The sequence below is a fragment of the Streptomyces sp. Ru62 genome (assembly GCF_002920615.1).
In the GTDB taxonomy this organism is placed as follows: Bacteria; Actinomycetota; Actinomycetes; order Streptomycetales; family Streptomycetaceae; genus Streptomyces.
Genome location: NZ_PQSU01000005.1, coordinates 206,045 through 224,175, shown reverse-complemented (window position 1 = coordinate 224,175; position 18,131 = coordinate 206,045). Strand labels below are relative to the sequence as shown.

The 18,131-nt window shown below is 70.8% G+C and carries 14 protein-coding genes and 5 tRNA genes; 12 read left to right on the top strand and 7 right to left on the bottom strand.

Features of this window, described 5'->3' with window-relative positions; genetic code table 11:
* Window positions 1–2: 2 nt before the first annotated feature.
* The 5 genes from C3492_RS09060 to C3492_RS09040 form a co-directional block, all read right to left on the bottom strand.
* A complete protein-coding gene (locus C3492_RS09060; protein WP_181140274.1) occupies window positions 3–3,233 on the bottom strand; it encodes a nitrate- and nitrite sensing domain-containing protein in 3,231 nt (1,076 codons plus the stop codon).
* Window positions 3,234–3,631: 398 nt separating this feature from the next.
* Entirely contained in the window at window positions 3,632–4,207 is a 576-nt protein-coding gene (locus tag C3492_RS09055) for an ATP/GTP-binding protein (protein WP_014675211.1), read from the bottom strand.
* The gene (locus tag C3492_RS09050) at window positions 4,188–4,586 is read right to left on the bottom strand and encodes a DUF742 domain-containing protein (RefSeq protein ID WP_009190816.1); all 399 of its coding nucleotides are present in this window, start codon (window positions 4,584–4,586) and stop codon (window positions 4,188–4,190) included. Before C3492_RS09050 ends, C3492_RS09055 begins: the two co-directional genes overlap by 20 nt.
* A gap of 111 nt (window positions 4,587–4,697) precedes the next feature.
* Window positions 4,698–5,111 carry a roadblock/LC7 domain-containing protein gene (locus C3492_RS09045; RefSeq protein WP_014675212.1) on the bottom strand — a complete coding sequence of 138 codons (414 nt, stop codon included), beginning with the start codon at window positions 5,109–5,111 and terminating at the stop codon, window positions 4,698–4,700.
* A gap of 9 nt (window positions 5,112–5,120) precedes the next feature.
* Entirely contained in the window at window positions 5,121–9,017 is a 3,897-nt protein-coding gene (locus tag C3492_RS09040; protein ID WP_103811211.1) for a nitrate- and nitrite sensing domain-containing protein, read from the bottom strand.
* 568 nt (window positions 9,018–9,585) lie between these two features.
* On the opposite strand from C3492_RS09040, the gene C3492_RS09035 reads away from it, so the two are divergent.
* The 10 genes from C3492_RS09035 to C3492_RS08990 all read left to right on the top strand — a co-directional run bounded on the left by C3492_RS09035 (window position 9,586) and on the right by C3492_RS08990 (window position 14,416).
* Complete coding sequence (locus C3492_RS09035) at window positions 9,586–9,780, top strand: hypothetical protein (RefSeq protein ID WP_103811210.1); 195 nt, start codon at window positions 9,586–9,588, stop codon at window positions 9,778–9,780.
* Window positions 9,781–10,005: 225 nt separating this feature from the next.
* A complete protein-coding gene (locus C3492_RS09030; RefSeq protein WP_103811209.1) occupies window positions 10,006–10,791 on the top strand; it encodes a fumarylacetoacetate hydrolase family protein in 786 nt (261 codons plus the stop codon).
* Window positions 10,784–12,265, top strand: a complete 1,482-nt coding sequence (gene gltX / locus C3492_RS09025; RefSeq protein WP_103811208.1) for a glutamate--tRNA ligase — start codon at window positions 10,784–10,786, stop codon at window positions 12,263–12,265. The genes C3492_RS09030 and gltX overlap by 8 nt, the downstream gene beginning before the upstream one ends.
* 126 nt (window positions 12,266–12,391) lie before the next feature.
* Complete coding sequence (locus C3492_RS09020; protein WP_103811207.1) at window positions 12,392–13,066, top strand: DUF4241 domain-containing protein; 675 nt, start codon at window positions 12,392–12,394, stop codon at window positions 13,064–13,066.
* A 66-nt stretch (window positions 13,067–13,132) separates the two neighbouring features.
* Entirely contained in the window at window positions 13,133–13,864 is a 732-nt protein-coding gene (locus tag C3492_RS09015) for an HAD family hydrolase (protein WP_103811206.1), read from the top strand.
* A gap of 90 nt (window positions 13,865–13,954) precedes the next feature.
* Window positions 13,955–14,026 (top strand) — tRNA-Gln (locus tag C3492_RS09010).
* 21 nt (window positions 14,027–14,047) lie between these two features.
* Window positions 14,048–14,120 (top strand) — tRNA-Glu (locus C3492_RS09005).
* 29 nt (window positions 14,121–14,149) lie between these two features.
* A tRNA-Glu gene (locus C3492_RS09000) sits at window positions 14,150–14,222 on the top strand.
* A gap of 21 nt (window positions 14,223–14,243) precedes the next feature.
* Window positions 14,244–14,315, top strand: a tRNA-Gln gene (locus C3492_RS08995).
* A gap of 28 nt (window positions 14,316–14,343) precedes the next feature.
* Window positions 14,344–14,416 (top strand) — tRNA-Glu (locus C3492_RS08990).
* Between the two features lie 51 nt (window positions 14,417–14,467).
* Here C3492_RS08990 and C3492_RS08985 read toward each other — a convergent pair.
* Window positions 14,468–15,112, bottom strand: a complete 645-nt coding sequence (locus C3492_RS08985) for a MerR family transcriptional regulator (protein ID WP_103811205.1) — start codon at window positions 15,110–15,112, stop codon at window positions 14,468–14,470.
* A gap of 81 nt (window positions 15,113–15,193) precedes the next feature.
* On the opposite strand from C3492_RS08985, the gene C3492_RS08980 reads away from it, so the two are divergent.
* Window positions 15,194–15,691, top strand: coding sequence for a DUF4188 domain-containing protein (locus tag C3492_RS08980; protein WP_103811204.1), 498 nt, complete (start codon window positions 15,194–15,196; stop codon window positions 15,689–15,691).
* A gap of 91 nt (window positions 15,692–15,782) precedes the next feature.
* Here C3492_RS08980 and ndgR read toward each other — a convergent pair whose 3' ends face one another.
* Window positions 15,783–16,499: an IclR family transcriptional regulator NdgR gene (gene ndgR / locus C3492_RS08975; RefSeq protein WP_014675221.1), complete on the bottom strand. Its 717-nt coding sequence runs from the start codon at window positions 16,497–16,499 to the stop codon at window positions 15,783–15,785.
* A 206-nt stretch (window positions 16,500–16,705) separates the two neighbouring features.
* Between ndgR and leuC the strand changes: the two genes are divergently transcribed.
* Complete coding sequence (leuC, locus tag C3492_RS08970) at window positions 16,706–18,130, top strand: 3-isopropylmalate dehydratase large subunit (protein WP_103811203.1); 1,425 nt, start codon at window positions 16,706–16,708, stop codon at window positions 18,128–18,130.
* Window position 18,131 lies beyond the last annotated feature (1 nt).

Genomic DNA, 18,131 nt, shown 5'->3' with positions numbered 1-18,131 from the left:
CACTAACGCTCCTGGTTGTAGGTGCTGTCAGGACCGAAGCCCTGGCCGTTCGTTTCACTGCCTGCGCTGCGTCCGCGCTGGACGCCCCGGCGCAGGTTGCTCAGCCTGCCCCGGACGTCCTCCGGGGCGCGGGAGACCTGTGGGCCTCCCTGGGGGGTGGTTTCGGCGGATCCCTCGACCAGATTGGCCTTGGGCACCCGCCGCGGCAGGCCCGAGGCGGTGACCCCGCCTGCCTTGGGCTTCCGGAGCTGCGCGGCCTGCTGCCACCGCTCGTCGTTCGCCGAACGCCAGTCGCTCTGGCCGCCCGTCCCCGGAGCGTTCCCCGGTGCGGGAGCCGGCGCCTCCTGCTGCACGCGGGCCGTGCCGTTCGCGGAGCCGGCGCCGTGGGAGCCGCTCGCGGGGGCCCCGCGGCGGGGCAGCCCGGCGTCGGTCAGCGCGTGCGCGGCGGGAGAGGCCGTTCCCGGACGGTCGAAGCCTACGCGGTTCCGCTCACTCGCGTCAGCGGCCTGCGAGGATTCCGTTTCCGGAGCGTACTGGGCCGGATAGCCGTTCTGGTAGCCGTCCTGCTGGGGCCAGTCGTCCTGGTAGGGCGCCGTCTGGGCAGGCTCCGCATACGCGGACGCGGGCTCCGGGTAGCCGCCGTTCGCGGAAAAACCGTCGTGCTGCGGCACTTCGCCGTTCTGCGCGTAGTACTGCTCGTCGTAGGGCTGCTCGTACCGCTGCTCGTACGACGCGTGCTGCGGCTGCTCCTCGTACGTCTGCTGCTGCTCCTCGTACGGAGCCTCGTACGACTGCTGCTGTTCCTGGTACGCCTGATGCTGCCCGGTGAACGGGTCCGTGTACCCGGCGGGGGCCTCGGTGGCCTCCTGCCGCGGCTCGGCGGGCTGCTGGCCGTGGTTCTGGGCCTCCAGGGCGGCGCGGCGCTCCTCGCGCATCAGCGAGCGGCCCACGGGGTCCAGGTCGCGGATGTCGTCGGGGACCTGCGGGTACTGGCTGTCGTCGAAACCCAGTTCGGCGGCGGTGCGCATCGGCTGCTGCTGGCCGAAGTTCTCACCCTGGAACTGCTGCTCCGGGATGATCTGCGAGACGGTGAACTCCTCGCGGTCCAGCGGGGCCTCGCCGCCACCGCCGTGCGTGATCGCGTCCGGCAGCATGACCAGGGACGTCGTGCCGGCCTGCTCGCCCGAGGGGCGGAGCTGGACCCGGATGCCGTGCCGGTCGGACAGCCGGCCGACCACGAACAGGCCCATGCGCTGCGAGATCGCGGCGTCCACGGTCGGCGGGTTGGCCAGCTTGTGGTTGATGTCCGCGAAGTCCTCGGCGGTCAGGCCGATGCCCTTGTCGTGGATCTCGATCATCACACGGCCGTCGGGCAGACGGGTCGCCGTGACGCGGACCTTGGTCTGCGGGGAGGAGAACGTGGTGGCGTTCTCCAGCAGCTCGGCCAGCAGGTGCACGAGGTCGGTGACCGCCCGGCCGTGGATCTCGGCCTCCGGCACGCCCGACAGTTCGATGCGCTCGTACTGCTCCACCTCGGAGGAGGCGGCGCGCAGCACGTCGATGAGCGGCACGGGCTGGTCCCAGCGGCGGCCGGGCTCCTCGCCGGCGAGGACCAGCAGGTTCTCGCCGTTGCGGCGCATACGGGTGGCCAGGTGGTCCAGCTTGAAGAGGTTCTCCAGCTGGTCCGGGTCGGCCTCGTTGTTCTCCAGGTCGGTGATCAGCGTGAGCTGGCCCTCGATCAGCGACTGGTTGCGGCGCGAGAGGTTGGTGAAGATCGCGTTGATGTTGCCCCGCAGCAGGGCCTGCTCGGAAGCGAGCCGGACCGCCTCGCGGTGGACCTGGTCGAAGGCGCGGGCGACCTCGCCGATCTCGTCCTTGGTGGTGATCGGGATCGGCGCGACCCGGGTGTCGACCCGTCCGGGGTCGGTGCGGGAGAGCTGGTCGACCAGCATCGGGAGCCGCTGCTCGGCGATGCCGAAGGCGGCGTTGCGGAGTTGGCGCATCGAGCGGCTCATCTGGCGCGCCACCGCACCGGCCAGGATGAAGGCCAGCAGCAGGGCGATCACGACGACGGCACCGGTGATGAACGCCGACGTCTTGGCGTCGTCGGCGATGGCCGAGGCCTCGTTCACCGCCTTGTCGGCCATGTCCGACTCGATCTGGCGGTAGGCCTTGTACTTCAGCGTGTTGACCGCCCACCAGTTGTCGGCGGTGATGCCGCCCGCGGCCAGCTGGTCACGGGTGGCCGTGCTGGTGTCCTTCATGGTCGCCACCAGGGTGACCATCCGGGTCGGGTCGGAGGGCGGGGCGACGTACTGCGGGTTCCTCGCCTTGGCCTTCTGGACCATGCCGGCGGCGTCCGTCTTGATCTTCTGTTCGGCGTCGCTCAGCTTCTGCGCGTCGGCCTCGGTGCCACCGCCGAGGTACTCCTCCCGGGCGATGCGCTCCAGGTAGGCGTACGAGGACAGGGAGACCCGCTGGGTCGCGAGGTTCGGGGCGTCCGGGCCGGGCTTGACCAGCAGGTGGGTGCCGATCGACCGCTCCAGCGACAGCGCCGCCTTGGTCAGTGAGATGGCGTAGACGGTACGGCCGTAGGAGGTGATGTTTCCGGTGCCCAGACCGAGTTCGTTGGCGAACTCCATCAGCGGGTGGCTGACCTCGACGTAGCCCTCTTCGGTCTGCACGCCGGTCGCCTTGGAGGTGTACGCGATCTGCCGCAGCTGAGCCAGCTTGGGCTCGGCCTCGCGGAACAGCTTCAGCCGGCGCTGCAGGCCCGACGTGGCGGGCATGCTCTTCGTCGCCTCGTCGAAGGCGTCGGCGGCCTGGTCCGTGGCCTTGCGGGCGTTGTCGACGACCGCCTTGCTGTCCGCGTCCTTCTTGTTCAGCAGCAGCGGTGCCGCGGTGACGTCGCGCTCGCTCTCCAGCGCGTCGGCGTAGCTGAGGGCGGCGCGCACGAGACGGGCGGTGTTCTCGGCGTCGCGGGCCTGCTGCCAGGTGTCGATCGAGCTCTTCACCTGGAAGCCGCCCATGACGAGGCCGACGGCCACGGGTATGAGCAGGATCGCGTTCAGCCGGGTCGGCACCCGCCAGTTCCGCGGGGAGAGACGGCCGCCGCTCGGCGCGGGCGTGGCCGCCGGTTCCGCAGCGGGAACGGGGGTGGGCGCCGCAGCGCGCGGCGGCGGGGTGAAGTTGCCCCGCGCCGACGGCTCGGGACCGTTCTTGCTTCGCCTCACTCGACCAACAACCTCTCGGCGGTCGGCACCTACGTCGTGCCGCAGTCTCTCAGAGCCCGGTTCGCCATCGACCACCAGTACGCACTCGGTACGCACTCAGTACGTCTTTGACCATTGGGCAGTTCAGGCATTCCAGCACGTGGACCAGTGCACTTCCAAACAGTGGGAACGTGGGGATGGAGCGGTTGTAAGCGCCAGATAAAACGGTCATAAAGAGCGAGCCCCGCCAAAAGGCGGGGCGTTCGTGCGCACAGCGGCACCACACGACCGCGTCGCGTGGTGATGCCGGGCGATTCCTCTGCCGAACTGTTATGAACACCGGAGCCGACCGTGTCAAAGGCCACAGTCGGCTCCGAACCCCGTACGGCAACTGCCATACGGACCGTCGTACTTGAGTGCTACTTCAGGCGTGCCATCAGGGCGTGTTCCACCAGGGTGATCAGCGCGCTCTTGGCGTCCGCGCGGTGGCGGGCGTCCGTCGTGATGATCGGGGTGTCCGGTCCGATCTGCAGGGCCTCGCGGACCTCGTCGGGGGTGTAGGGCTGCTGGCCGTCGAAGCCGTTGAGGGCGATGACGAAGGGCAGGCCCGAGTTCTCGAAGTAGTCGACCGCGGGGAAGCAGTCGGCCAGGCGCCGGGTGTCGACGAGGACGACGGCCCCGATGGCGCCGCGGACCAGGTCGTCCCACATGAACCAGAAGCGGTCCTGGCCGGGGGTGCCGAACAGGTACAGGATCAGGTCCTGGTCCAGGGTGATGCGGCCGAAGTCCATGGCGACGGTGGTCGTCGTCTTGTCTCCGGTGTGGGTGAGGTCGTCGATGCCGGCCGAAGCGGACGTCATGACGGCCTCTGTGCGCAGCGGGTTGATCTCCGAGACGGCGCCGACGAACGTGGTCTTGCCCACGCCGAAGCCGCCCGCCACCACGATCTTCGCGGAGGTGGTGGCCCGGCCCCCGTCAGAGCTTGCGAAGTCCACTGAGCACCCTTTCGAGCAGCGTCACGTCCGGAGCGCCACCGTTGTTCTCGTCCCCACCCGGCTGGTGGATGGCGACCAGGCCGGCCTCGGCGAGGTCGGCCACCAGGATCCGGGCCACACCGAGCGGCATGGCCAGCAGCGCGGAGACCTCCGCGACCGACTTGACCTCGCGGCACAGGTGGCAGATGCGCTGGTGCTCCGGGAGCAGCCCCATGAGCGCTGCCGGGTCGGCCGTGGTGCTGATCAGCGCCTCGATGGCGAGCTGGTAGCGAGGCCTGGTCCGGCCGCCGGTCATGGCGTACGGCCTCACCAGCGGCTGGTCGCCCTCGTCCCCGTACGGCTCCGCGTACGGATCATGATGGGCGGTGGGCGGGGTCATGAATCCTCCGGGCGGGACAGCAAGTCGGTCAGTCAAGCCGTCTGACGGGGCCGGTGGGGGGATTGTGGCGGCCGGACGGTGTTTTTGTGAGGCGGGTGGTGCCGGGGGCGGTCAGTGAAGCAGACTTCCCTGGAGTTCGGCGCGCAGGTCCGGGGTGAGTACCGCCCCTGCGCGGTCGACGAGCAGTGCCATCTCGTAGCCGACGAGACCGATGTCCGCCTCGGGATGGGCCAGGACCGCGAGCGACGACCCGTCCGAGATGGACATCAGGAAGAGGAACCCGCGCTCCATCTCGACGACCGTCTGCGCCACGGTGCCGCCCTCGAAGATCCGGGACGCCCCGGCCGTCAGGGACGTCAGACCGGATGCGACGGCCGCGAGCTGGTCCGCGCGGTCCCGCGGGAAGCCTTCGGACATCGCCAGCAGAAGGCCGTCGGCGGAGACCACCACGGTGTGGGACACCCCAGGGGTGTTGTCCACGAAGTTGGTGATCAACCAGTTCAGGTTCTGTGCCGCCTGGCTCATCGGACTCAACTAACGCTCCTGCTGGTGAGTGGGGCTCGGGAAGCTGCCGGTCTGGCCGCTGCCGGCCTGACGGCCCTGAGCGATGCCCCGACGGAGATTGGTCAGCCGTCCGCGCACGTCGTCAGGCGCGCGCGAGACCTGCGGACCGCTTTGGTGCTGTTGCTGCTGTGCGGTGCCCGGCACGAGGTTCGCCCGGGGGACGCGGCGCGGCAGGCCGGAGGTGGTGACCCCGCCGGCCGCGGGCTGACGGACGCGCTCGGCCTGCCGGACGAGTTCGTCGTTCGGCGAGGTACGCCAGGAGCCGGTGTTGTTGCCGTTGGTGTGCGCGGGCGCGGGACGCTGCGGAGCGGGCGCCTGCGGCTGCCGCTGCGCGGGCGCGTTCTCCTGCTGCTGACCGTGGAACCAGTTGGTCTCCAGCGTGTCGTACAGCGGGGTACGGCCGTCACCCGGGCTGCTGGCCGGCGGCAGGGCCCATCCGTCACCGGGCGCCTGGGCGGCGCCCCGGTTGCCGGGCCCCTGCTGGACCGGACGCTGCTGCGGGGCCGGCGGACGGGGGGCGCCGAAGTCGTCACGGGCCGGCTGCGGGCGCTCGAACTGACCGGTGTGACCGGGGTTCTGGCGACCGGGCAGAGCGTGCTGCCCGGTGGAGCTGCCGTCGTAGCCGCCGTCGTACCCCTGCGGGGCCTGCTGGGCCGGGAACTGGCCCGTGTGCTGGGCGCCGGGGTCCCGTCGCCCGGGCGCCGGCGTGCCGAACACGTCGGAGCGGACGAACGAGCCGGTGCCCTGCTGGTCGCCGCCGTCGAAACGGCCCTGCTGCCGGCCGTCGTCGGGGAGCCCGAACTGGCCCGTGTCCTGCGGGTTCTCGGGCCGCGCGAACTGGCCGGTCTGCTGGAGATCGTCGGGGCGCGCGAACTGGCCGGTCTGCTGGAGGTTGTCCGGGCGCGCGAACTGGCCCGTGTTCTGGGCGCCTTCAGGCCGCGCGAACTGGCCGCTCTGCTGGGCGAGGTCCGGGCGGGCGAACTGACCCGTGTGCGAGCCGCCGTTCAGCTCGGCACGCGGGAACTCGCCGGTCGCGGCCGGTCCCTGGGCGTCGATCCGGGGCATCTCCGCGGTCGAACCCGGACCCTGCCGGTCGTCCACGCGCGGCATGTGCGCGGTCTGTGCCGGGTCCTGCTCGTCGTGGCCGCGCGGGGTGTCCAGCGAGGCACGCGACAGCGGGGCCTGGGCGTCGCTCCAGTCCGGCGTGCGGGACTGTGGGTCACCGCCGGGCAGTTCGGCCCGCGGGCCGCCGCGCGGCGGGAGCTGGGGCTGGCGGACCTGGTCGGGGGCGCCGCCGGACCGCTTCGGGCGACGGCCGCCGAAGGCGTCCTGCTGCGGACCGCCCGGGTTCGCGGCCTGGAGCCCCTGCGGGGTGCCCGGCGCCTGACCGCCGAAGCCGCCGGCACCGGCACCGGCCGGAGCCGGCCGGCCGCCCTGGGGACCACGGGGGCCCGGCGCTCCGGGACGGCCGCCCTGGCCCGTGCCGGGCAGCGCGGCCCGGGAACCCTGGGCGGAGCCGACCTGGCCACGCGTGCCCGGACCGGCACCGAGCAGACCGCCGCCGCCCGGGGCGCCGCCGTTGCCGGCGGTCTGCCGCCGGGCCGCGGCCGCACCGGCGGCGGCCTGCGCGGCGGCGGGACCACCGGTGGACACGGGGGCACCGGGCTTGCCCGGAGCGGGCTTCTTGCCACCCTGGGCGACGTCCACGGGCAGCATGACCAGGGCGGTCGTGCCACCGGAGTCGGACGGGCGCAGCTGGATGCGGATGCCGTGCCGCTGGGACAGCCGGCCGACCACGAACAGGCCCATGCGGCGGGAGACGGAGACGTCCACGGTGGGCGGCGAGGCGAGCCGCTCGTTGATCGCGGCGAGGTCCTCGGGGGAGAGGCCGATACCGGTGTCGTGGATCTCGATCAGGACGCGGCCGTCGGGCAGCGCGTGACCGGTGACCTTGACCTTGGTCTGCGGCGAGGAGAACGAGGTCGCGTTCTCCAGCAGCTCGGCGAGCAGGTGCACGAGGTCGTTGACGACCCGGCCGGCCACCTCGGTGGTGGGGACGGCGGCCAGCTCGATGCGCTCGTACTGCTCCACCTCGGACGCGGCGGCGCGGAGCACGTCGACCAGCGGGACCGGGCGGGTCCAGCGACGGCCGGGCTCCTCACCCGCGAGGACGAGGAGGTTCTCACCGTTACGGCGCATACGCGTCGCGAGGTGGTCGAGCTTGAAGAGCGAGGAGAGCTGGTCCGGGTCGGCCTCGCGGGACTCCAGTTCGGAGATGAGGGAGAGCTGGCGCTGGATCAGACCCTGGGAGCGGCGCGAGAGGTTGGTGAACATCGCGTTGACGTTGCCCCGCAGCAGGGCCTGCTCGGCGGCGAGGCGGACCGCCTCGCGGTGCACGTCGTCGAAGGCCGCGGCCACCTGGCCGATCTCGTCCCGGGAGTGCACACCGACCGACTCCACCGAGGTGTCGACGTCCTGCGGGTCCGACTCCGACAGCTGCTTGACCAGCTCGGGCAGGCGGTCCTGGGCGACCTTGGTCGCGGTCTCCTGGAGCCGGCGCAGCGAGCGGATCATGGACCGGGCGACGACGAACGCGCCGACCAGCGAGACACCGAGCACGAGCAGGATCAGCGCACCGGAGATGATCGCGTCACGCTGGGTGGCGCTCTTCAGCTCGCGCGCCTTCTGCTCCATCTCCTCCAGGAGCGTGCGCTCGATCTTCTTCATCTGCTCGATCTTGGTCGAGCTGTCGTCCACCCAGTCCTTGTACGACCGCGCGGGGAGCTGCTGGAGGCCGTCCGGGGACTCGAAGGAGCGCTTGGCGTAGGTGTCGGCGGACTCGATCGTCGGGTTGCCCTCGTCGATCGGCTTGAGCAGTTCCTCGGCGTTCTGGCTGGCGTAGATCTTCCGGAAGATCGCCAGCTCGGAGCCCTCGCTCTCGTACGCCGACTGGCCGTAGAGGCGGTCGTTCTCGGAGAGGTCGCCCTTGGTGTTGGTGGTCGCGGGCAGCGCGGCGGCGATCATCGCGCGCTGCACGGAGGCGTACTCCTTGGCGGTGGAGAAGGCCGCCAGGGCGCGGGTGCGCGAGATCATCTCCGGGTTGCTGGACGCCTCGGCCATGTCCTGGGAGAGGCCGATCAGCTGGGTGATGAGCCGGTGGTAGGACTCGACCGTCTGGGTCGCGTTGTCCTTGGACGAGTAGGCCGACTTGCGGATCTTGGCGAGGTCGTCGAGCTGGTTGGCGAGGCCCACCAGCGCGTCGCGGACGCCCTGGAGATTGCCGTCCTTGCTGGCCGCGTCGATCTCCTCGGAGGCGTCGAGGAAGTTCTCGCGGGCCCGGTCGGTCTTCTGCTGGTAGGCCTTGATCTGGTAGTCGTTCGCCTTCAGGCCGCCGTGCGCCAGGGGACCGGCGGACTGATCGCGCTCCTCCTGGAGCGCGTGGGCCAGCTCGGTGGCCTGCTTGGTCATCTCCGTCAGCAGCTTCATGTTGTCGAGCTGCTGGATGTCCTCGACGGACTGGTCGATGCGCAGCGCGCCCAGCGAGGTGGCCGCGACCACCGGCAGCGCGAGCAGCGACACCAGGCGGGTGGAGATGCGCCAGTTGCGCAGGGCGAGCCGCGAACCGGTGCCGGCCGGGCCCTGCACGGGCTTCACCGTCGGCGCGGGGTCGCCCGAGGGCGTCGCGGTCGCGGAGGCCGACGAGGCCGAGGCGCCCGGACGCCCGCCGCGCTCACCGCCGTCCGCGGCCTGGCCCGGGCCCGGGTTCTGGGCGTGCTGGGGCGAGGAGCTGACGGCCTTGGGGCCAGTCCCGCCGTGCGGCTCCGGCTCCGCCGAAGCGCTGCCATCCCTCTTGAAACGTCCCTGCACTAGCGTCGCAACCTCTGGACCAGGCGCCCCTCCGGGTGAACGGAGGGACACGGTGTCGGCGTTGTGGAGAGCGCCCTGAATACGCCCCCCGGTGGTCTTGAGTGACCGGCGCTGGTTCCCCCCTGTCTCGCCGCCGCTCGGCGCTGTGCGCGCCCCCTGCGCCGGTTCGATCCCGCGGCGGTCCGTGGAATTCCAGCACAGTGCAGGATCTCCAACAAGGGCAGTGGGCCGAGCTGTGACCTCCGTGACGGCCAGTGAGTGCCGGGTTACCAGCCGTGGAACCGGATCTTGGGCATAACGGGCGTACTCGTGCGAGTCGCCGCGCGGCGCTCTGTGTCCCAGTCGCCATGATCAGGAGCGGAATGATGGCTTCAGTGGGCCAATGTCCGTTTCGCTGAGGCGGGTTGCCGGTCGGAATTGACCGGTTTGCCCGCGACTTCGTGAGCAAACTCACACGCGACTCGTGGGCAGTTGGCGTCTTCGTCGGGGAATCGGATGTTTAGCCTGACGCTTTACAAGACGGACGACTCTGCCAACCACTCGACTCAGAGGGCACAGGACGACAACGGTGAAGACGACGATGATGTTCCGCAAGATTGCCAACCCGCGGCGCACGACCCTGGCGCACCTGAAGGACGCCGGCGAACTGCAGACGCCCGAGCTGCCGGAGCACTCCGTCGACCTTCCCACCCAGACGGCCAACCCCAGGCGCACCGTCCTGATGGAGGTCCCGGTCGGCGCGGGGGCCCCGGCCGGCGAGTGACCGACGGCTCCGCCGGGCGCGGCCGGAAGGACCACGACGGTCCCTTCCGGCCGCGTTCGCGTTCTCTGGGTCCCCCGGCCGGCGCCGCGGGGGGACCGCGCCGGAGTGCGCCCCGGTGACCCGCCCCTGACCTGCGGCGATGCCCCCGGAAGCGAACAACTTCGCATAGCTCCGATAACCTGAGGCGTCAGTACGCCGGTTCTCAGTGAGGGGCGCAAGGATCCCGTGCGCATCGCCAGGTTCTCCATCGACGGGAACGTAGCCTTCGGCGCGGTCGAGGGCGACAAGCAGGACGAACTCGTCCTCGACATCATCAAGGGCATCCCGTTCGCGGACTTCGAGCTGTCCGGGACGAAGGTGCCGCTGAGCAAGGTCAGGCTGCTCCCGCCGGTGCTCCCCAACAAGGTCGTGGCGTTCGGCCGCAACTACGCCGAGCACGCGCGCGAACTGGGCAACGAGGTGCCCGACGCGCCGTTCGCCTTCTTCAAGCCGTCCACCTCCGTGATCGGCCCCGGCGACGACATCCAGTACCCCTCGTTCTCCCAGGAGCTGCACCACGAGGCCGAGCTGGCCGTCGTCATCGGCCGTCTGTGCCGCGAGGTCCCGCGCGACCGCGTCAAGGACGTGATCTTCGGCTACACCTGCGCCAACGACGTCACCGCCCGCGACGTGCAGAAGCGCGAGAAGCAGTGGGCCCGGGCCAAGGGCTTCGACACCTCCTGCCCGCTCGGCCCCTGGGTGGAGACCGACCTCTCGGTGGACGCCGCGAACGACCTCACCATCCAGCTCACGGTCAACGGCGAACAGCGTCAGCTCGGCCGCACGAGCGAGATGATCCACCCCATCGAGGACCTGATCGTCAACATCTCCGAGGCCATGACGCTGCTCCCCGGCGACGTGATCCTCACCGGCACCCCCGCGGGGGTCGGCCCCCTCGGCGTCGGCGACGAGGTCGCCGTCACCATCGAAGGCATCGGCACTCTCACCAACAAGGTTGTCAAGCGTGGCTAGCGCACCCGGCTCCGTACGCGTCCGTTTCTGCCCCTCGCCCACCGGTAACCCCCACGTGGGCCTGGTCCGCACCGCCCTGTTCAACTGGGCGTTCGCCCGGCACCACCAGGGCACCCTGGTCTTCCGCATCGAGGACACCGACGCGGCCCGCGACTCCGAGGAGTCGTACAACCAGCTGCTCGACGCGATGCGCTGGCTCGGCTTCGACTGGGACGAGGGCCCCGAGGTCGGCGGCCCGCACGCGCCGTACCGCCAGTCGCAGCGCATGGACGTCTACGCCGACGTCGCCCAGAAGCTCCTCGACGCCGGCCACGCCTACCACTGCTACTGCTCCCAGGAGGAGCTGGACAGCCGCCGCGAGGCCGCCCGCGCCGCCGGCAGGCCCTCCGGCTACGACGGCCACTGCCGCAACCTGACCGCCGAGCAGGTCGAGGAGTACCAGGCGCAGGGCCGTACCCCGATCGTCCGCTTCCGTATGCCGGACGAGACCATCACCTTCACCGACCTGGTCCGCGGCGAGCTCACCTTCACGCCGGAGAACGTGCCCGACTACGGCATCGTCCGCGCGAACGGCGCCCCGCTGTACACGCTGGTGAACCCGGTCGACGACGCCCTGATGGAGATCACCCACGTCCTGCGCGGAGAGGACCTGCTCTCCTCCACCCCGCGCCAGATCGCGCTGTACAAGGCGCTGATCGAGCTGGGCATCGCGAAGCAGATCCCGCGGTTCGGCCACCTGCCGTACGTCATGGGCGAGGGCAACAAGAAGCTCTCCAAGCGCGACCCGCAGTCGTCCCTCAACCTCTACCGCGAGCAGGGCTTCCTGCCCGAGGGCCTGCTCAACTACCTGTCCCTGCTGGGCTGGTCGCTCTCCGCGGACCAGGACATCTTCACGATCGAGGAGATGGTCCAGGCCTTCGACATCGCCGATGTGAACCCCAACCCGGCGCGCTTCGACCTGAAGAAGTGCGAGGCGATCAACGCCGACCACATCCGCATGCTGGACGTGAAGGAGTTCACCGAGCGCTGCCGCCCCTGGCTGAAGGCCCCGTTCGCGCCCTGGGCGCCGGAGGACTTCGACGAGGCCAAGTGGCAGGCGATCGCCCCGCACGCCCAGACCCGCCTGAAGGTCCTGTCCGAGATCACCGACAACGTCGACTTCCTGTTCCTGCCGGAGCCGGTCTCCGACGAGGCCTCGTGGACCAAGGCGATGAAGGAGGGCTCCGACGCCCTGCTGCGCACCGCCCGCGAGAAGCTCCAGGAGGCCGACTGGACCTCGGCCGAGTCGCTCAAGGAGGCCGTCCTGGCCGCCGGCGAGGCACACGGCCTCAAGCTCGGCAAGGCCCAGGCCCCGGTCCGCGTGGCCGTCACCGGCCGCACCGTCGGCCTGCCGCTCTTCGAGTCCCTGGAGATCCTGGGCCAGGAGAAGACGCTGGCCCGCATCGACGCGGCGCTGGCCAGGCTGACGGCGTAGGCGCGCGCATCCCCGAGGGGCGGTGGCCGTACGGCTGCCGCCCCTCGGGCGTGCCTGTCAGCGGGTCGCACTAGTGTTTCGGCTCACACGGCTCGCACAGCGAGCGGGATCGAGAAGGGCGCCGTCATGCCGATGAGTCCGCGGGACTACACCTGGCTGTTCACCCCGGGCAGCACGTTCGCTTACGAGTCCGGGACCACCGGTGTGATCCACGTGGCCGACGGGGGCGAACTGGACCTCCCCACCGGCCGGGTCGTCGCGAGCGATCCGTTCGTCTACCTCGGCAGCGGTGACATAGAGCCGTTCACGGCCACCGTCGAGCCCGGCCGCTACCGTGTCGAAGCGGCCGTCGCGACCCTCACCCGGCCCGGCGAGCCCCCGTCCGACGTGCCCCACCTGCGCGTGGCCGCCGCCCGCCTCGTCATCCGGGACGAGCCGGCCGCCACCTGGGAACTGGCCCTGCTCCCCGGCCAGGACCCCGCGACGCTCAAGGACGACGAGTTCTTCGGGTACGGCGTCGACGCCGGCACGGGCTGCTTCTACGACGCCTCGGCCGAGGAGGCCTTCCCGGAGACCCAGGAGGAGGAAGGGCCGCTGTGGGACGCGTTCGAGAGCAGCGACTGGTCGCCGGGGCCGTACCTGGTCAGGTCCACGGACGGCGGCCACACCCTGGCCGCGTTCACCTCCGGCTGGGGCGACGGCTGCTATCCCACCTGGACGGGCCGCTCGGCGTCGGGTGAGGTCACCTGCTTCCTGACGGACTTCTTCGTGGCCCCGGACCCCGCCTCCGACCAGGCCTGACCGCGTCCGACGGGCAACGATCCCGTTCCCCGGCGCCCCCGCCGGTGCGGCGGTACCGTCGGTCGTATGACGATCAGAGCCGTGGTCTGGGACGTGGACGACACCCTGTTCGACTACACGACCGCCGACCGGGAGGGCATGCGGGCCCACCTCGCGGTGGAGGGGCTGCTCGCCGGCCACGGCAGCGCCGAGGCCGCGCTGGTCCGGTGGCGGGAGATCACCGAGCGGCAGTGGGCGCGCTACGCGGCCGGCGAGACCACCTTCCAGGACCAGCGGCGCGACCGGGTGCGGGTCTTCCTGGACAAGGACCTGACCGACGCGGAGGCCGACGACTGGTTCGGGCGGTACATCGGGCACTACGAGGCCGCCTGGAGCGTCTTCCCGGACGTCCTGCCCGCCCTGGAGGCCCTCGCGGCCAGCCACCGGCACGCGGTGCTGTCCAACTCCAGCATCGCCGTCCAGGAGTACAAGCTGCGCACACTCGGCCTGCTCCACCGCTTCGAGTCCGTGCTGTGCGCCGCCGAGCTGGGCGTCTCCAAGCCGGAGCCGGGCGCCTTCCTGGCGTCCTGCGAGGCGCTGGGACTGCCCCCGCACGAGGTGGCGTACGTCGGCGACCACCCGGAGATCGACGGGCGGGGCGCCGCCGAGGCCGGGTTGCTGTCGGTGTGGATCGACCGCGGGGCGGCCTACGCGCGGGCCGCCGGGGAGGTCGTGGCGCACCGGATCTCGACCCTCGCCGAACTCCCGGCACTCGTCCGCGCGGATACCCGTTTTGGAGCCCCGTCCACCTTCAGGTAATGTTCTTCCTGCGCCGAGGGGAGCGGGCCGGAAGGCCGGAGCCCCGAGGAGCAAGCTAGAACGAGAACCCCGTAGGGGCTTGAGTTCCAGTGGCCTATGGTGTAATTGGCAGCACGACTGATTCTGGTTCAGTTAGTCTTGGTTCGAGTCCAGGTAGGCCAGCTCGCAGAGCTTATCTGCAAAGCCCCCGTTGTGTAGCGGCCTAGCACGCTGCCCTCTCAAGGCAGTAGCGCCGGTTCGAATCCGGTCGGGGGTACTGATCTCGACCGCGTCGGGATCGCTAGGGCCCCCGTTGTGTAGCGGCCTAGCACGCCGCCCTCTCAAGGCGGTAGCGCCGGTTCGAATCCGGTCGGGGGTACTGACTGGTCTAAACCATCATTGGTCTATGGTGTAATTGGCAGCACGACTGATTCTGGTTCAGTTAGTCTTGGTTCGAGTCCAGGTAGACCAGCTCGGACCTGCGGAAACGCAGAGTCCACGCCCCCGTTGTGTAGCGGCCTAGCACGCCGCCCTCTCAAGGCGGTAGCGCCGGTTCGAATCCGGTCGGGGGTACGCACAGGGAAGGCCCTCCACTTCGGTGGGGGGCCTTCGTCGTGCCGGGCGTTACTCGAAGCCGTACCGCCGGGCCGACTCCTCCTCCTGGGCCAGCCGGCGCAGGGCCTGGAGGATCGGCTCGGTCAGCACCGCGCCGAGCACCGCCGTCTCCACCTTCTCCGCCTCCGACGGGTGGGTCTCCACGAAATCCAGATCGAGCTTCGCCGTCTCGTGCATCAACTCGGCGTAGGAGACGAGCAGTTCGCTGTCCCAGCCGTAGCCGAGCCGGCGGAACGCGGCCACCGCCACCACCAGGGAGCGGTAGGCGGGGGAGATCGTGGTCAGCAGCCTCGCGTTCGACCAGCCCAGCCGGTCCAGCAGCTCGTCCGTCTCCCGGCGCGCGGCCCGGACGTACTCGTCCTCCTCGTCCGGCTCCGGCACCTGCGGCAGCGCCCACAGGGCCGCGCCCAGCCGGATCGTGCGTCCCAGGGACTCGTCGTCGACGTTCCGCAGCACCTCCCGGACCGTGGCCACCGGGAGTCCGCCGACCTGGATCATCGCGCGGACCAGCCGCAGCCGGCGCAGATGCGCGTCGTCGTACTCCGCCGTCGTCGCGTTGATCTGGCGGCCCGGCGGCAACAGGCCCTCGCGCAGGTAGTACTTGATCGTCGCGGTGGCCACACCGCTGTGTCTGCTCAGCTCGGCGAGCCGCATGTCTTGCGCTCCTCTTTGGATACCGCCACTATCCAAGCACCGGCCGTTGGATAGTGCCGCTCACCGACGAGGGGGGACGTCATGGTGTCCCGTACGACCGCCGACGCGAAGGGCGACGTCGTCGTCCTGCTGATCGGCATGCGCATCAACCGCTTCCGGGCGGTTCACCTGTGGCTGCCGGTGATGCTCGCGATGCTGCGCATGCTGCGGGAACTGGAGAAGGACCCCGGGCGGGGGCTGCTGGCCAAGGTGCTGTTGACCGCGTCCCCGCGTACGTACTACGTGGTGCAGTACTGGCAGTCCAAGGACAAGCTGTACGCCTACGCGACCGCGCCGGACGCCTTCCACCACAAGGTGTGGGCGCGGCTCAACCGCAAGGAGCGGGCCGGGAAGCTGCGCGGGCAGGTCGGGATATGGCACGAGTCGTACGTCGTGCCGGAGGGGGCCTACGAGGCGATCTACGGGGACATGCCGGCGTTCGGGCTGGCCGCCGCGCACGGGCAGGTGCCGCTGGAGAAGCGGGGGCGCTACGCGAAGGACCGGTTCGCCTACCGGTCGGGCGGTGATGTGCGCGCCTAGGCGGCGTGGGGGGAGGTGATCCGCTCCCGTCGGGAAGAGGCCGCCGCGGCGTTGAGGCGGCCGCTTCCCGACCGGAGCGGATCACCTGCTCTCAGCCCGAGCGGCGCAGGGCCTCCGAGAGGCGGCCCGCCGCGTCGATGACCGCCTGGGCGTGCATGCGGCCCGGGTGGCGGGTCAGGCGCTCGATGGGACCCGAGACGGAGACGGCGGCCACCACGCGGTTGGAGGGGCCGCGCACAGGCGCGGAGACGGACGCGACGCCCGGCTCGCGCTCGCCGATGGACTGGGCCCAGCCGCGCCGCCGTACGCCGGACAGGGCCGTCGCCGTGAAGCGGGCGCCCTGCAGACCCCGGTGCAGGCGCTCGGGCTCCTCCCAGGCGAGCAGGATCTGCGCCGAGGAGCCGGCCTTCATCGTGAGCGTGGAGCCGACCGGGACCGTGTCCCTGAGGCCGGACAGGCGTTCCGCCGCGGCCACACAGATCCGCATGTCACCCTGGCGCCGGTAGAGCTGCGCGCTCTCGCCGGTGACATCACGGAGGTGGGTGAGCACGGGGCCCGCCGTCGCGAGCAGGCGGTCCTCGCCCGCCGCTGCCGCGAGCTCCGCGAGACGCGGGCCGAGGATGAAACGGCCCTGCATGTCGCGTGCCACCATGCGGTGGTGTTCCAGGGCCACGGCCAGGCGGTGGGCCGTGGGTCGTGCCAGTCCGGTCGCGCCGACCAGACCCGCGAGGGTGGCCGGACCGGACTCCAGAGCGCTCAGGACGAGGGCCGCCTTGTCCAGAACGCCGACGCCGCTACTGTTGTCCATGCAACGATATTCACGTCTCACTCTGTGAAACGCAAGTTCAATTTTCCGTGGAACGCGCCACCCTTGAATCACACAGCGGCCCGCAGACCAACGGGCCTGGCGGTGGACGCCCGGAATCACGACGTTCAGGGGCCCGAGACGGGCAGCCACCGCTCCTCAAGATCTCTAGTTGGGTCGGTGGACGCTTGCCGGCCGGAGGGAAAGCGATGGGTAGGACACTCGCGGAGAAGGTCTGGGACGACCACGTCGTCCGGCGCGCCGAGGCAGAGCCCGACCTCCTCTACATCGATCTGCACCTGCTGCACGAGGTGACCAGCCCGCAGGCCTTCGACGGGCTCCGCAAGAACGGCCGCCGGGTGCGCCGCCTCGACCTCACCATCGCGACCGAGGACCACAACACCCCGACCCTCGACATCGACAAGCCCATCGCCGACCCGGTCTCCCGTGCCCAGCTGGAGACCCTGCGCAAGAACTGCGCCGAGTTCGGGGTGCGGCTGCACCCGCTGGGCGACGTCGAGCAGGGCGTCGTCCACGTCGTCGGCCCCCAGCTGGGTCTGACCCAGCCGGGCACCACCGTCGTCTGCGGTGACTCCCACACCTCCACGCACGGCGCGTTCGGCGCGCTGGCGTTCGGCATCGGCACCTCGCAGGTCGAGCACGTGCTGGCCACCCAGACGCTGCCCCTGGCCCGCCCGAAGACGATGGCGATCACGGTCGACGGCGAGCTGCCCGAGGGCGTCACCGCCAAGGACCTGATCCTGGCGATCATCGCGCGGATCGGCACCGGCGGCGGCCAGGGCTACATCCTGGAGTACCGCGGCTCCGCCATCGAGAAGCTCTCGATGGAGGCCCGGATGACCATCTGCAACATGTCGATCGAGGCCGGTGCCCGGGCGGGCATGATCGCCCCCGACGAGACCACCTTCGACTACCTCAAGGGCCGTCCGCACGCCCCCGAGGGCGCCGACTGGGACGCGGCCGTCGCGTACTGGAAGACGCTGCGGACCGACGAGGACGCCGTCTTCGACGCCGAGGTCGTCATCGACGCCGCCGAGCTGTCGCCGTTCGTCACCTGGGGCACCAACCCCGGCCAGGGCGCACCGCTTTCGGCGCACGTCCCCGACCCGGCTTCGTACGAAGACGCTTCGGAGCGCCTGGCCGCCGAAAAGGCCCTGGAATACATGGGGTTGGAGGCAGGACAGCCGCTGCGGTCCATCGGTGTGGACACCGTCTTCGTAGGCTCCTGCACCAACGGCCGCATCGAGGACCTGCGCGCCGCCGCCGACATCCTGCGGGGCCGCAAAGTCGCCGACGGCGTACGGATGCTGGTCGTCCCCGGCTCCGCGCGCGTGGGTCTCCAGGCCGTCTCCGAGGGCCTGGACGTGGTCTTCAAGGAGGCCGGCGCCGAATGGCGGCACGCGGGCTGCTCGATGTGCCTCGGCATGAACCCCGACCAGCTGGCCCCGGGCGAGCGCTCCGCCTCCACCTCCAACCGCAACTTCGAGGGCCGGCAGGGCAAGGGCGGTCGTACCCACCTGGTGTCGCCGCAGGTCGCGGCGGCCACCGCCGTCCTGGGCCACCTGGCCTCCCCGGCCGATCTGACCGACGACCGCACGCCCGCTGGAGTCTGAG

Excerpts from the sequence above, each read along its gene's own strand:
- C3492_RS09050 (WP_009190816.1), bottom strand. The coding sequence starts at position 4,586 with ATGACCCCGCCCACCGCCCATCATGATCCGTACGCGGAGCCGTACGGG.
- C3492_RS09045 (WP_014675212.1), bottom strand. The coding sequence starts at position 5,111 with ATGAGCCAGGCGGCACAGAACCTGAACTGGTTGATCACCAACTTCGTG.
- C3492_RS09020 (WP_103811207.1), top strand. The coding sequence starts at position 12,392 with ATGCCGATGAGTCCGCGGGACTACACCTGGCTGTTCACCCCGGGCAGC.
- C3492_RS09015 (WP_103811206.1), top strand. The coding sequence starts at position 13,133 with ATGACGATCAGAGCCGTGGTCTGGGACGTGGACGACACCCTGTTCGAC.
- C3492_RS08985 (WP_103811205.1), bottom strand. The coding sequence starts at position 15,112 with ATGCGGCTCGCCGAGCTGAGCAGACACAGCGGTGTGGCCACCGCGACG.
- C3492_RS08980 (WP_103811204.1), top strand. The coding sequence starts at position 15,194 with ATGGTGTCCCGTACGACCGCCGACGCGAAGGGCGACGTCGTCGTCCTG.
- ndgR (WP_014675221.1), bottom strand. The coding sequence starts at position 16,499 with ATGGACAACAGTAGCGGCGTCGGCGTTCTGGACAAGGCGGCCCTCGTC.
- leuC (WP_103811203.1), top strand. The coding sequence starts at position 16,706 with ATGGGTAGGACACTCGCGGAGAAGGTCTGGGACGACCACGTCGTCCGG.